The organism is Enterococcus bulliens (assembly GCF_053761865.1).
The window spans coordinates 41834-55530 of the sequence record NZ_JBSMXK010000001.1 but is presented as its reverse complement, the minus strand read 5'-3'; the positions used below and the strand labels follow the sequence as shown (position 1 = coordinate 55530).

General features: G+C 36.7%; 14 protein-coding genes and 1 other annotated feature. Of the genes, 9 read left to right on the top strand and 5 right to left on the bottom strand.

All coding sequences use genetic code 11. The features are described from left to right. Positions 1-30: 30 nt before the first annotated feature. The gene (locus ACWOEC_RS00300; protein ID WP_455305329.1) at positions 31-510 is read right to left on the bottom strand and encodes a signal peptidase I; all 480 of its coding nucleotides are present in this window, start codon (positions 508-510) and stop codon (positions 31-33) included. Between the two features lie 335 nt (positions 511-845). On the opposite strand from ACWOEC_RS00300, the gene ACWOEC_RS00295 reads away from it, so the two are divergent. Further along, the gene (locus ACWOEC_RS00295; RefSeq protein ID WP_455305328.1) at positions 846-2021 is read left to right on the top strand and encodes an MFS transporter; all 1176 of its coding nucleotides are present in this window, start codon (positions 846-848) and stop codon (positions 2019-2021) included. A 170-nt stretch (positions 2022-2191) separates the two neighbouring features. On the opposite strand, the gene ACWOEC_RS00290 is transcribed toward ACWOEC_RS00295, so the two are convergent. The 3 genes from ACWOEC_RS00290 to ACWOEC_RS00280 are packed head-to-tail and all read right to left on the bottom strand — an operon-like array spanning position 2192 to position 4533. Then, entirely contained in the window at positions 2192-2551 is a 360-nt protein-coding gene (locus tag ACWOEC_RS00290) for a hypothetical protein (RefSeq protein ID WP_455305327.1), read from the bottom strand. Between the two features lie 14 nt (positions 2552-2565). Then, a complete protein-coding gene (locus ACWOEC_RS00285; protein WP_455305326.1) occupies positions 2566-3474 on the bottom strand; it encodes a phosphodiester glycosidase family protein in 909 nt (302 codons plus the stop codon). A 15-nt stretch (positions 3475-3489) separates the two neighbouring features. Further along, on the bottom strand, positions 3490-4533 hold the full coding sequence (locus tag ACWOEC_RS00280; protein WP_455305325.1) for a GtrA family protein: 1044 nt from the start codon (positions 4531-4533) through the stop codon (positions 3490-3492). A 156-nt stretch (positions 4534-4689) separates the two neighbouring features. Here ACWOEC_RS00280 and ACWOEC_RS00275 point away from each other — a divergent pair, with 156 nt between their 5' ends. The 7 genes from ACWOEC_RS00275 (at position 4690) to pepT (ending at position 12176) form a co-directional block, all read left to right on the top strand. Further along, positions 4690-5412, top strand: coding sequence for a VTC domain-containing protein (locus ACWOEC_RS00275; RefSeq protein ID WP_455305324.1), 723 nt, complete (start codon positions 4690-4692; stop codon positions 5410-5412). Continuing rightward, the gene (locus tag ACWOEC_RS00270; RefSeq protein ID WP_455305323.1) at positions 5402-6079 is read left to right on the top strand and encodes a DUF4956 domain-containing protein; all 678 of its coding nucleotides are present in this window, start codon (positions 5402-5404) and stop codon (positions 6077-6079) included. The genes ACWOEC_RS00275 and ACWOEC_RS00270 overlap by 11 nt, the downstream gene beginning before the upstream one ends. Positions 6080-6431: 352 nt before the next feature. Then, entirely contained in the window at positions 6432-7649 is a 1218-nt protein-coding gene (locus ACWOEC_RS00265; RefSeq protein ID WP_455305322.1) for an ammonium transporter, read from the top strand. Positions 7650-7666: 17 nt separating this feature from the next. Further along, entirely contained in the window at positions 7667-8014 is a 348-nt protein-coding gene (locus tag ACWOEC_RS00260; protein WP_455305321.1) for a P-II family nitrogen regulator, read from the top strand. A 207-nt stretch (positions 8015-8221) separates the two neighbouring features. Beyond that, positions 8222-8971 (top strand): glycerophosphodiester phosphodiesterase, encoded by a 750-nt coding sequence (locus tag ACWOEC_RS00255; protein WP_455305320.1) that lies wholly within the window; start codon positions 8222-8224, stop codon positions 8969-8971. A 60-nt stretch (positions 8972-9031) separates the two neighbouring features. Continuing rightward, positions 9032-9257, top strand: a binding site (T-box leader). Between the two features lie 56 nt (positions 9258-9313). After that, complete coding sequence (locus ACWOEC_RS00250) at positions 9314-10954, top strand: peptide ABC transporter substrate-binding protein (RefSeq protein WP_455305319.1); 1641 nt, start codon at positions 9314-9316, stop codon at positions 10952-10954. Position 10955: 1 nt separating this feature from the next. After that, complete coding sequence (gene pepT / locus ACWOEC_RS00245) at positions 10956-12176, top strand: peptidase T (RefSeq protein WP_455305318.1); 1221 nt, start codon at positions 10956-10958, stop codon at positions 12174-12176. A 173-nt stretch (positions 12177-12349) separates the two neighbouring features. Here pepT and ACWOEC_RS00240 read toward each other — a convergent pair whose 3' ends face one another. After that, positions 12350-12517 (bottom strand): hypothetical protein, encoded by a 168-nt coding sequence (locus ACWOEC_RS00240; RefSeq protein WP_297077359.1) that lies wholly within the window; start codon positions 12515-12517, stop codon positions 12350-12352. Positions 12518-12861: 344 nt separating this feature from the next. Between ACWOEC_RS00240 and ACWOEC_RS00235 the strand changes: the two genes are divergently transcribed. After that, positions 12862-13677 carry a Cof-type HAD-IIB family hydrolase gene (locus tag ACWOEC_RS00235; protein WP_455305317.1) on the top strand — a complete coding sequence of 272 codons (816 nt, stop codon included), beginning with the start codon at positions 12862-12864 and terminating at the stop codon, positions 13675-13677. The last annotated feature ends 20 nt before the right edge of the window (positions 13678-13697 follow it).

Genomic DNA, 13697 nt, shown 5'->3' with positions numbered 1-13697 from the left:
AACGCTAGGAAATATTTCCTAGCGTTGTTTTTATTTTACAAAAAGCAATAAGTAAACTAGACGAAAAAATAGTAATCCAATTACGATACTAAAAATTAATGGATTTTGTAGCCAAATCATAAGGTAACCAATCAATGGAATATGAAATGCAAAATGACCGATAACATCTTTTTTCTCTACTTGTTTCGTATCTTGGATTGGATTATTGTCGCCTTTGGTAGTAATTTTGTCTTGATCAATACTCACGATGCGATGCGTCACAAGCATATTTTGATCTTTAAACGTGATGATTTCTTTTGGAGCAAGTTTGCTCGTATCAACAGGTTTAATGACAATATATTCTCCCACTTTAAGCGTGGGATACATACTTTCACTAATGACTGTATACCCTCTAAATCCAAAAATCCCACTACGATCTGGACTGGAAAAAATATTTAGAATACTGATAGATAAGACAAAAGCTACGAATAATGTACCGATAAAACGCGATATTTTGGGGAACATAGACATTAGAATATCTCCTATCATGATGAGAGTGTACAATTTAAATAGACTGAAATTGATTAAAATAACGTTTATTTGAATTTTTATAGAAAGTTTTTCCATTAAAAAAGTCTTCAAATATATGTAAAGACAGTTAATTTAATAACTATAATTATATAAAAAAGCGTACAAGTTATCTAAGTAATTGCTAAGAAATAATGAATTTTAAAAAATGCTACGTGTGTTTTCTAAATTTTCATCGTATAATGAAATAAAATTAGGTGTAAGAGCCTAAAAAACGGAAATATTGAAAGAACCCGCATCAAGTGGGTGCTTTTTTTTGTGGCATTAGGAGGTTTGTAATGAAGAATCGAATGTTGATCGTTGCGTATGTCAATTTGTTTTTAGTCTTTTTGGGTGTTGGGTTAGTCATTCCAGTTTTACCGTTATTAAAAAATGAAATGAACTTTTCAGGAACCACGATGGGGATGATGGTCGCGATCTTTGCATTTGCTCAATTGATCATCTCACCGATTGCAGGACATTTATCTGACGTCTTTGGTCGAAAAAAAATGATTGTGCTTGGGATGTTGCTTTTTTCACTTTCTGAGCTGATCTTTGGTTGGGCACAATCAGTAGAGTGGTTTTATCTATCACGTGTGATCGGTGGTGCATCAGCTGCTTGTATCATGCCTTCTGTGACGGCATTTGTAGCAGATTTGACCACATTAGAAGAGCGACCAAAAGCAATGGGGTACGTTTCTGCTGCGATTAGTGGAGGCTTTATTATTGGGCCTGGTATCGGTGGATTATTAGCTGTTTTTGGGACGCGCGTTCCATTTTTTGCAGCTGCTTTTATGGCTTTACTAGGCTTCTTTTGTTCATTGTTGTTTTTAAAAGATACGCCAAGTGTCGTTGCGGAAGAAAAAGCGACAAGAGAGCACAAACCGGGAATGGATGTCTTTTTGGAAGTCCTTTTACATCCTTTGTTCCGTGCCTTTTTTGTGGTAATTCTGATTTCATCGTTTGGCTTGCAAGCATTTGAATCGATGTACAGTATTATGGCGACACAAAATTTTGCCTTTACAACTACTGAAATCTCATTGATGATCATGATCAGCGGAAGTCTGGCATTAGTCATTCAAATTTTCTTCTTCCATCGCATCGTACAATTGATGGGGGAGATTCGCTTGATGCAATTGACCTTTTTTACTAGTGGTATCTTTGTGTTAGTGATCGCCATGACGAGTCAACGTTGGCTAGTTGTGTTGTCTACATTTATTGTCTTTTTATCGTTTGATCTATTCCGCCCAGCAGTGACTACTTATCTATCACATCACGCTGGCAGCCGTCAAGGAGTGATCAATGGATTGAATTCTACATTTACAAGTGTTGGAAATATCTTAGGACCGGTCTTAGCAGGTATGTTGTTTGATATCAATCCATTCTCGCCATATTTCGTGGCAGGAATCATTTTGTTAGTTACGGGTGTTGTTTCTTTAAGCTTAAGTCGTAAATCAAGTATCATTACAGAATAAAAAAAGATGCTGTGACAAAAGTGGGCAGCTCCAAAAAATAAGCCGAATCATTACCAAAACCGGTGAAGCGAGTATCGGAATGATTCGGTTTATTTCGAAAGGAGTTACTTTTGGAACGCCGTTTATTTAGTTTTTAGGGAGGATGACAGAAATTTGTCATCCTCCCTTTTTTAGATATGCAGATGTTTTAAGAAATTAAAACCACTACTGATAAAACTGATCAATGCGATATACAGATAGACGACAAGATAAGGAGAGTCGCTACCGGCAATTGATAAGATGCCGGTTAAGATTGACCAAAAAATCAGTGCCGCAATACCTGTATTAAAACTGATAAAGCCAAATCTTGTCACGGCTCTTGGTGTTAGTTTGTTGAAAACTAGTAGCAAGAGCCCGCTGGCAAATGCGATCACCCAAGCGTAAGATAAAAAGACCGAAGTTACGCCATGACTAAAATAATTATAAAGTAATTGGAACAAATACAATAAAGCGGCAATGCCAAAATAAGGTGTTGCTCGATGTTGTGACATAAAAGACCTCCTAGTTATTTGAAATAAACAATATCGCTTACTGCGCGTTCAGAACTTTGTCCGCTACCACCAACTGTTTGGTTAACGACCTTACCATTGAAGTAAAGTGTAGTGGAACCGCCACCGTCTAGGTTATAGCCGGTTTGGACACCGTTATCTTGCATGACTTGTGCTAGTTGATACAACGATAACCCTTGACTATCGTCCGTGCGACCTTCAGAAACGACGATCAAATAGTGATTTGTACCAATTTGTCCGATGGCTGTTCGAGGATTACTTGCAGCTGATTGGCCTACTTCGCTATTTTCATCGACTACGATTGATCCACTTTCGACTAAGGCTGGACCAAAAGAGAGAACTTGTTGTGCATCGAGAGTATTTGCATCTGTAGTGGCTTCATTGACGATTGAAAAATCACCGTTTTTATCGATGACTAAGGCATCAGTATCTCCATTTGCACTGTCACGATAAAGCGTACCATTTCTTACAACGAATCCTGTACTTCTAAAGCCATAAAAATCACCATTGATCGCTAAGACAGCATCATTGGCTTTAGCAATCGTCGAAGTGGTTTCTTTGATATTTCGCCCATAGCTATTATCGGCTAGAGCAGTCAGTAAATGACTAGGATCATCTGTTTGTACATCGACCAAATAAACAGTCGTGTCATCTATTCGTTGTTCCGTAAGTGAAATGGTCAAGCCATTTCCGCTATAACTGGTATCTGTTTGGACGACTTCTTCACTTTCTGTAGTCGATGTGTCCGTAGTTGTAGTAGTTGTTTGAGTTGTTTGGATCGTCGTAGCAACGATTTGACGATCCGGTAAAATAAATGCTTTTAATAAAATAAAACTAGTGCTTGCAAGTAAAAAAATACTGTAAACAATAGCCCAACGAAAGGGACGTTTGAAAAATTTTTTCATAATTATTTTTCCTTTCTAAGAATGATGATTGAAGATAAAGTATTTTTGAATCTGGAAACTAAAGAAAAATAAACTTAGATCAACGACTAATTTGATGATCAATAGTGAAGAAAAAATTGTAGACAAAGCAGAAACGCTAACACCGCTGATCACTAATTGAGCAATAAAAAGTACAATATATTTCCAGCTTGATTTTTTGATCGGAGCGTCATCGGAAAAGACAAAATGTTTATTCAAGTAATAATTGCACATACCTGCTGTAATGCGAGCAACGAGTGTGGCTAGAAAAATCATTTCGCCAGCTTTACCTAAAACTAAGGAAAGTAACATAAAAAATCCAATATCGACAAATGAAGAAGTCAATGAAGAAAGTAAAAAGCGTAAGAATGGAAAATACACCAAAATCGAATCTTTGATCGGTCGAAAATGTGTTTGTTCATTATTATCTTCATAGATCGTTTCGATTGGAAATGTTTCTAATTGCCACTCTTGATCTTGTAAAGCGAGTAAGACGTTCATTTCATATTCAAAACGATTGCCTTTGATCGCAACTAGTGTCGGAATTTGTGAAAAGGCAAAAATTCTTAATCCTGTCTGCGTATCTTCTAATTTTAATTTAGTCGCTAAACGAAACAGTTGACTTGTCAGACGATTTCCATAGTAGCTTTTTTTAGGTGTTTTTTCTTTTGTAAAGGAGCGAACACCTAAAATCACTTCGTCGTCCTCAATAAAGCGAGCTTTTTGTAAGGCTGTTGTGATATCTGCAATCGTATGTTGGCCGTCACTATCCGCTGTGACAAAGCCAGGAGCATCAGGAAAATGCTTTTCAATATACCGAATTCCATAACGTAATGCGAATCCTTTTCCTTGATTGATTGGATAGCTTAGAAAACTGACATGATCATATTGGATAAATCGATCGAAATAAGGTTGATAGTCTGAGCCGCTGCCGTCATCAACGATTACGATCGGTGTGGTAATCATTTGTGCTAATTGATTCATAAACGTTACTGTTTTTTCAGATGGTTCATAGATTGGAATCGATAAAATTGGTTTCATTTCGTTCACCTCAATGTAGTTGTTGGCATCATGATAAAATATGTGACTTAAAAAAAGCTTAACGAGTCAATAGAAAAAAAATCTCTAACTTAAGTTTGATTTAAGTTTGTTTTTTTAAGATGGAGCCAACGACAAAACAGAAAGGATGAAACAAAGATGGGGATTAAAAAAGTCTTTGAACGTAAAGAAACTAAATATATTTTAACGAATGAACAATTCGCTGCTTTTTTTGAAGACCTCCAACAGTATATGAAAGTCGACCAGTATGGCTTGCATACGATTCAGTCACTTTATTTTGATACAAAACAAGATGAATTCATTCGTCATTCTATTCAAAAACCAGAATATAAAGAAAAATTTCGGGTTCGTAGTTATGGAATCGCAAAAGAAGACGGGTTAGTCTTTTTAGAGATTAAAAAGAAAGTGAAGGGAATCGTCTATAAAAGAAGATTACCCATGACGTATGCCGAATTTTTGAATTGGCAAGAAACGAATGAGCTGCCAGAATCGATCTTACAATCTCAAATTGGATTAGAGATCCAATGGTTATTTAAAAAACATAATGATCTGGTACCAAGAGTATGTATTGCATATGATCGCTATTCGATGTTTTATGAAGAAGACGATCAGTTTCGTGTGACGTTTGATCAAAATATTCGGTTTTCTGCGCAAGAGATGTGTTTGCATGAACCAAAAAATGAACAATTAGTCGCACCAGAGATGAGTGTCTTGATGGAAATCAAAGCAATGGGTGCATATCCATTGTGGTTCGTCGAGTTACTCAATCGTCATGGTGTTCGTAAGAGCAGCTTTTCAAAATATGCTCAAACCTATCAACGTCATCTATTTATAAAGGAGGATACAGCACATGTTATCTAGTCTCTTAACAGACACGCAACCCGCTGTTTCAATTTCAGGAATTTTTATTTGTTTAGTGATTTCATTAGGATTAGGGATGCTAGTCGCACGCGTCCATATGGTGCGCAATGTGTATACGAAAAACTTCGTGATCACATTAGCAGTTTTACCTGTTTTAGTACAATCGGTTATCTTATTGGTGAACGGAAATCTCGGAACAGGAGTCGCGATCCTAGGAGCTTTTAGTTTGATTCGTTTTCGTTCAGTTGCCGGTGGTTCACGAGAAATCGCTAGTGTATTTTGGTCGATGGGAATCGGATTAGCTACAGGAATGGGCTATGCCGTCTATAGTATTGTATTTTCGATCATTGTTGCTGCCTTTTTAGTACTACTTTATACGACTAATTTTGGTTCTAAACCAATCGTGGCAGAACGCGAATTAAAAGTTACGATTCCGGAGGATCTAGATTATCCAGGATTATTTGATGATTTGTTTCAAAAGTATGCTTATCAAAATCGGCTACAATCTGTACGTACGACAACGATGGGGAGTTTATATGAACTACGTTACGTCGTATTATTAAAAGAAGAGGAAAGCGAAAAAGCGTTAATCGATGAAGTCCGGATCCGTAATGGCAATTTACCGGTAATACTAGGAAAAGTGACAAGTAACAAAGACGAATTATAATCAGATGCTGACTTGTAACAGGAGGCTACGATCATTCGTAGTCACAAGTCGCATATGTGACAGAAGTGGGTAGCTCAAAGAAACTACTTCTGAAATACCAGTGATTCATCTTTTTAGGATGTGGCAAACTTTTGTCACATCTTTTTTTAGTTTATTTGTTAAAAAAAGTAACATGAAGATTTAGTTTTAACTAATAATCTATTGTTTCAATTGTAAAAAAGCTTATTTTCATCTGAATTTCAATGGAAGCGCTCCAATTCAACTCGAATTATGAAAAAATAGCTAGTTTTTTCTCATTTTTAATGTTAGGATATCTTACATGAAAGAGAAAAGTTAGAGAGGGGAATGAAATATGGAAGCAGGAAATATTGCATTTATCATGATTTGTACCGCATTGGTGTTTTTAATGACACCCGCATTAGCCTTTTTTTACGGAGGATTGGAACGTCGCAAAAATATTTTGAATACAATGATGATGTCGATCGGCACGATGGGATTAGCGTCAATTATCTGGATCGCAGTAGGCTATAGTTTGTCGTTTAGTGGAGATGGTTCATTTGTTGGGAACTTGAATCATATTTTCTTCCAAGGCGTTTCGATGACAGAAGGCGATGGAATTCCTGAAGGATTGTTCGCTTTATTTCAAATGATGTTTTCTTTAATTACAGCAGCGATCTTAACGGGATCAGTTGTTGGAAGAATGCGATTTCCTGCTATTTTATTATTTTTAGCTTTTTGGTTAGTCATCGTATATGCACCAATGGCTCACATGGTTTGGGGCGGTGGCTTGATTGCAAGTTTAGGTGCCATTGATTTTGCTGGAGGAACAGTAGTCCATATCAGTTCAGGGATTTCTGGTTTGATTTTATGTATCGTATTAGGTCAACGTCGTGAATTTAAGCAAGCAGAATATCGTCCACATAATATTCCATTTGTGGTATTGGGTATGGGATTATTATGGTTTGGTTGGTTTGGATTTAATGCAGGCTCAGCTTTAGCTGCTGATGGTCTAGCGATCCAAGCATTCTTGACAACGAATACTGCAGCGAGTGCGGGAATGTTATCTTGGATGTTGGTAGAGCGGATGTCTACAGGTAAACCAACAGTTGTTGGAGCATGTACGGGAGCAGTTGTGGGATTAGTTGCGATTACACCTGGAGCAGGATTTGTTTCTATTTGGGCATCGATCGTCATCGGTGCATTAGTTAGTCCATTTTGTTATTATAGTATTTCGATCATCAAACAAAAATTTGGTTTCGACGATTCATTAGATGCTTTTGGCTGTCACGGTATGGGTGGAATTTTTGGATCGATTGTTACGGGAATTTTTGCTGATCCAGCAGTAAACGGGAGTGCTGGATTATTATACGGTGGTTTCGATCTTTTCTGGGCACAAATCGAAGCGACAGTGATTACGATTGTATTTGCTGGTGTTGCAAGTTTGGTCATCATTTACATCGTCAAAGCAATTATGCCGATTCGTGTATCTGCTAAAAATGAAGCATTAGGTTTGGATCATAGTGAACACTCAGAAAATGCCTATCCAACATTTGTTGGGTTAGATTCTTAAAAAGGAGCCTAGGACCAATGAAAAAGATTGAAGCGATTATTCGTCAAGAAAAATTAGAAGACATAAAGGAAGCGATCCAACAAAAATTTGACGAGCAGCCGACAGGAATGACAGTCAGCCAAGTGTTAGGTTTTGGCCATCAAAAAGGGATGAAGGACTACGTTCGTGGACAAGCAGTGATCCCAGCTTTTGTTTCCAAAGTGATGATCAGTTTTTTAGTAGAAGATCAACAAGTCGATCCGATTTGTCAATTGATTGTAGACATCTGTCAGACAGGTATAGTCGGTGATGGGAAAATCTTTATTTATCCAGTAGAAGAAGCGATCCGTATTCGTACAGGGGAACGTGGAGCAGCTGCGATTTAAAACGAAGCTTTAATAGAATTAGATAGCTCTAAAAAATAAGCCGAATCATTATCGAAATAGGTAATCCTATTATCGGAATGGTTCGGCTTATTTTTGACGAAGTTACTTCTGGAGTATCAATTATTCGTTTTTTTACGTAATCTTCATCGAGAATTAATATTGGCATGCTACCCTAAAATTACCAAACGATTTAGGAGGTTAGGGATCATGACAAAGATTTTTGCCCATCGTGGTAGTAAAGGAACGCACCCGGAAAATACTTTAGCTGCATTCCAACGTAGTGTTGAACTAGGTGTCGATGGTATCGAATTAGATGTTCACTTAACTAAAGATCAACAGCTAGTCGTCATACATGATGAAAGATTAGAACGTACAACAAATGGGACAGGCTTTATCTATGAATACACTTTGGCTGAATTGAAGCAGTTGGATGCTAGTAGTTGGTTTTCAATCTATGATGATGTTCAGAGAATTCCGACACTACAAGAAGTTATTACACTTTGCAATCGTTTGGGATTTACTGGAATAGTGAATATCGAAGTCAAAACAGATCAGATTCATTATCCATTGATCGAAGAACGACTTGTTGAGCTGTTACAACAAAAAAAGACCTTTATACCGATGTACTCGAGTTTCAATTTACTAACTTTAGAACGACTTTATGAATTAGATAAGACGACAAACAAAGCTTGGATTATGGAGGGCACTGCGAGTACCGTCGATTTTGCAAGTTATTTTCAAGCGATTGACAGTATCCATCCCAATTTTGAATGGGTGATCAAAGCGCAAGAAGAGTTGTTTGAGTTTACGAAATTGATCCGACCTTGGACGGTCAATCAAGAATCTGAAATGTGGATGTGTTTTGAGAAGCAGTTTGAAGCTTTTCACACCGATTATCCAGAAAAAGCATTAGCAATAAAAGAACGTTATCAACAATCGCGACTGGTGACTCAATGATTATGGCGAATTTGACATTTATTTCTCTTTATGTTTTAATATTTTTAACATTTAAAGCAAATAAAAACGTTGAAGAGAAAAGTACGAATCAAGTTGCGGATCATAGAGAGCTTTGGAAATGGTGGAACAAAGTAGCGTAGCGATTGGGAAAATGGTCTCGGAGTTGTTTTTTCGATAAGTAGAAAAAAACGTATGCGCCCGTTATCGCGCTGATGCATGATCGTGCAAAAGAGTTGTCGTTAAGACAATAAAGGTGGTACCGCGGAGTAGAGACTTCGTCCTTATTATAAGGATGGAGTCTCTTTTTTTATTAAGCTTAAATGAAAAAAAGGGGGAAAAGGCGTGAAAAAATGGATAAACAGCGCAATTATAGTAGGAATCGGGTTAGTTTTAAGTGGATGTTACGGAGCAAAGGCACAAGAAACCGCAAAAGAAGAAACAGCACAAAAAATTGCAATCAGTTTACCAGCACCGTTATCTACGTTAGACACGACACAAATGACGGATAAAAATACATTTACAATCGCGCAAAATATTTTTGAAGGATTGTATCGTTTAGACGAAAGCGCAACACCAAAATCAGGATTAGCAAAAGATGTTACGATTTCTGAGGATGGAAAAACGTATACGTTTACATTGAGAGATGATCTTAAATGGAGCGATGGAACTAAACTGACTGCTGCTGATTTTCTGTATGCTTGGACACGTCTAGTCGATCCAAAAACTCAAGGACCGAATGCTTATTTGCTTGATAGTGTAGTGAATAGTTATGATATTCGTACAGACAAAAAAGATATCTCGACGATCGGATTATCGGCACCTGATGACCAAACGTTTATCGTTCAATTAGCTCAAGCGCAACCATCGTTTTTATCTGTGGTATCGATTGCTTGGTTAGCGCCACAAAAACAAAGTTACATTGAAGAACAAGGAGAAAATTATGCACAAACGAGCGAAAAATTACTATACTCAGGTCCATTTATCGTCAAAAATTGGTCACAAACAAGTGATACATGGACATTATTACCCAATAAGGAATACTATGACCACGACAAAGTGGAATTAGAAGAAATTGATGGTAGTACAATCAAAGAAGAAACAACAGGAATTAACTTATATCAAGATAAGCAACTCGATTTAGTGAGAATCAGTGGTCAAAACGTTCAACAGTACAATCAAGATCCAGGATTTGTTTCGCATAATGACATTGCAAACTATTTTTTAGACTTTAATAAAAAAGAAGGTACACCATTAGCTAATGTTCATTTACGACAAGCGATCGCGCATTCAATTAATAAAGAAGATCTAGCAGAACAAGTACTAAACGATGGCTCTAAACCGTTAAATGGATTGATCCCAGAAAATCTCTATCAAAATCCAGAGACCAAACAAGATTTTCGCGAGTATAGTGGTGACTATTTGGTCTACGATCAAACACAAGCACAAAAAGAGTGGACGTTAGCGCAACAAGAATTGGGATCCAATGTAACAGTTGATTTGTTGGTATCAGATGATGATAATGGTAAGAAGATTTCAGAATATATCCAAGCTCAAATCCAAGACACTTTACCCGGTGTGAAAATCGTGATTACACCACAGCCAAAAAATAATCTTAATCAAGCACGTCGCGACAAAAATTACGAGCTGTCGTTATCGGGATGGATCGCGGGAAGTAGTGATTTAGATTCGTATTTTAATTTATATCAAACGGATTCAGCGTATAACTATGGTGGATATGAAAATGACACCTATCGTACATTGGTTGAAGCCGCAAAAACGACAGATGCTAATGATCCAGATAAGCAATTTTTAGATTACAAACAGGCTGAAACACAATTATTAGAAAAAGATGCCGCGCAAGTGCCACTTTACCAAAGTGCTTCAAATTATTTGATCCGAGATACGATCAAAGGAATTCAGTATCCTTTATATGGTACTTATTTTGACTTAAAAACAGCGAAAATTACAGAAGGTGAAAAATAAGATGACTTATGATATATTAACGAATTTTTTAGGCTATGTTCGATTGAATACACGATCAGATGCCACGTCGACTACTGTACCAACAACGATTGGACAAGTTGAATTTGCAAAGATTCTTGAAAAACAGTTGCATGAATTGGGATTGGATGAGATTCATTATGAAGAGCGCAATGGATTTTTAACAGCTGTACTAAAAGGTGATCCGACAAAGACAGCGATTGGGTTTATCGCACATTTAGACACAGCAGATTTTCCAGCTGAAAATATCAATCCACAAGTTCATGTTGAGTATAACGGACAAGATGTACTGTTAAATCAAGAAAAAGGAATCGTATTACGGACAGCTGAGTTTCCAAATTTGAAAGACTATCAAGGGCAGACGTTGATTACAACAGATGGGACGACCTTACTGGGTGCAGATGACAAAGCCGGGATCGTTGAGATTTTTAGTTTATTAGATCAAATCAAAGATTGGGATAAAAAGACTCGTGGAGATGTTTATGTTGCATTTGGTCCAGATGAAGAAATCGGTCGGGGAGCAGATTTGTTTGATGTTACACGTTTTCCAGTTGCGTTTGCGTATACGATCGATAGTGGTCGCTTAGGTCATTTTGAATACGAAACATTCAATGCAGCACAAGCAAAGATTCAAATCGAAGGAACTAGTGTCCATCCAGGAACTGCTTACAAACGCTTGGTTAATGCTTTAAAGATTGCTCAAAAGATCGACCAAGCACTTCCTCAAGATGAAGTACCCGAAGAAACACGCGACCGTGAAGGGTTTTATTTATTACATGATATTTCTGGAACGATTGCAAAAGCTGAGATGACGTATATTATTCGCGATCATGATCGTATAAAATTTACGGAACGTAAACAAAATTTGTATGAAATCATCAAAAAACTAAATCAAGAATTTGATTATGAGCGAATCACTTTGACACTTGAAGATCAGTACTACAATATGCGTGAAATTATAGATCAACACCCACAAAGTGTAGAGTTAGCACTAGCTGCGATTGAAGCAGTAGGATTAAAGCCAATCGTTACGCCATTTCGTGGTGGAACAGATGGGTCCAAAATTTCTTACTTGGGGATTCCAACACCGAATATTTTTACTGGTGGCGAAAATTTTCATGGTCAATATGAATTTATTACCAAAGAAGCGATGGAAAAAACTGCGGAAACACTTGTTAAAATCGTTGAATTAGCAGCTAAATAAAGCCGTTGTGACAGATTTCTGTCACAACCTCTAAAAAAATCGAATAAACGGTATTTCAGAAGTAGCGCCTTCAAAAATAAGCCACATAATTATCGAAATAGATCAATCTATTATCGAAATTATGTGGCTTATTTCTTAGAGCTGCCCACTTCTGTTACAACCTCTTTTATGTATTAAGTTAAATCAGTCAATCGTGCTAGGTACAGTTTGTGTTCTAGTTGATTGTTATGTATGATTTCGACCACTGCAGTATTTGTGAGTACAGTGACGATTTTTACCCGGTATCGTCCTTTTAAGCCAATAATTTTTGTTTGGTAAGTTTCATTTGTCGCGATCGTCAAAAAAATTCCCCCAGTAAATGAATTTGATAAAACGTTTAGTGAATGTGCTTTTTTTCACTAAATTTTGATATGAAATAGCAAACAGGCCAGATCAATAAAGGATTATAATGAAATTAAAATGATTATAACACGATATGAAAAGTTTTCAATACTTTTTCAGAAAATAAATTTTTGTTTGATTGAAGAAATTACTCTAAATAGAATCTACTAGATATGAAGAAATCCAAAATGATTAAATAAATGATAAAAAAATTCAATAAATACATATGTTATGCATATCATGTCTCATTTCATTCCATTTTTTTGTTATACTAGGAGCAACACAAAAAGAGAGGTTGACAATTTTGACAATAAAAGCAATTGTAGTAGATATGGATGGTACTTTTTTAAACGAGGAAAAGACGTATGATCGTGAACGTTTTTTACGCTTAAAAAAGATGATGAATGAACGTGGTATGCATTTTGTAGTTGCATCTGGTAATCAGTATGATCGGTTGATCGAGTATTTTCCAGATTTTGGGGAAAACTTGTTTTATATTGCCGATAATGGTGCCGATATTCGCTACCATGGAGAAACACTCGCCGCTCAGACGCTACCAAAAGAATTGTATCCTGTCCTAATTGCCTACATTAAAACGCATTTTAAACAAGCACATATGATTTTGACTGGAAAAAATGGGGTTTACGCTGCAAAAGACGAACAAGCTCAATTTTTGGAAATGGCGTATTTTTTCTATCCTAAGATCGATTTGATCGATTTTTCAGAACCGATCGAAGACGATATTTTTAAATTTGGATTGAATTTTCCAGCTGAGATCGTACATGAAGCAGTGGCTGAATTGCAACAGGTATTTGGGGATCGTGTCCAAATCGTAGCTAGTGGTCATGGAGCGATTGATGTTGTTTCCAAAGAAGCTGGAAAAGAAGTTGGCATTCAAAAAATGCTTGAGTTCTTTGATTTAAAACCAGAAGAAATCGCAGTTTTCGGTGATAACTATAATGATATCGGTATGTTTAAACAAACGAAAAATAGTTTCGCACCGTCAAATGCAGTACGTGATATCAAAATATTAGCTAAAGAGATCATCGGTTCTAATGAACAACAAGCCGTATTAGAGAAAATGGAAACCTTGATCAACTTAGTCCCAGTATATGCGTAAAATACCGCTATTGTTTTCTA

Coding starts and splice junctions, on each gene's coding strand:
- ACWOEC_RS00300 (WP_455305329.1), bottom strand. CDS start 510: ATGTCTATGTTCCCCAAAATATCGCGTTTTATCGGTACATTATTCGTA.
- ACWOEC_RS00295 (WP_455305328.1), top strand. CDS start 846: ATGAAGAATCGAATGTTGATCGTTGCGTATGTCAATTTGTTTTTAGTC.
- ACWOEC_RS00290 (WP_455305327.1), bottom strand. CDS start 2,551: ATGTCACAACATCGAGCAACACCTTATTTTGGCATTGCCGCTTTATTG.
- ACWOEC_RS00285 (WP_455305326.1), bottom strand. CDS start 3,474: ATGAAAAAATTTTTCAAACGTCCCTTTCGTTGGGCTATTGTTTACAGT.
- ACWOEC_RS00280 (WP_455305325.1), bottom strand. CDS start 4,533: ATGAAACCAATTTTATCGATTCCAATCTATGAACCATCTGAAAAAACA.
- ACWOEC_RS00275 (WP_455305324.1), top strand. CDS start 4,690: ATGGGGATTAAAAAAGTCTTTGAACGTAAAGAAACTAAATATATTTTA.
- ACWOEC_RS00270 (WP_455305323.1), top strand. CDS start 5,402: ATGTTATCTAGTCTCTTAACAGACACGCAACCCGCTGTTTCAATTTCA.
- ACWOEC_RS00265 (WP_455305322.1), top strand. CDS start 6,432: ATGGAAGCAGGAAATATTGCATTTATCATGATTTGTACCGCATTGGTG.
- ACWOEC_RS00260 (WP_455305321.1), top strand. CDS start 7,667: ATGAAAAAGATTGAAGCGATTATTCGTCAAGAAAAATTAGAAGACATA.
- ACWOEC_RS00255 (WP_455305320.1), top strand. CDS start 8,222: ATGACAAAGATTTTTGCCCATCGTGGTAGTAAAGGAACGCACCCGGAA.
- pepT (WP_455305318.1), top strand. CDS start 10,956: ATGACTTATGATATATTAACGAATTTTTTAGGCTATGTTCGATTGAAT.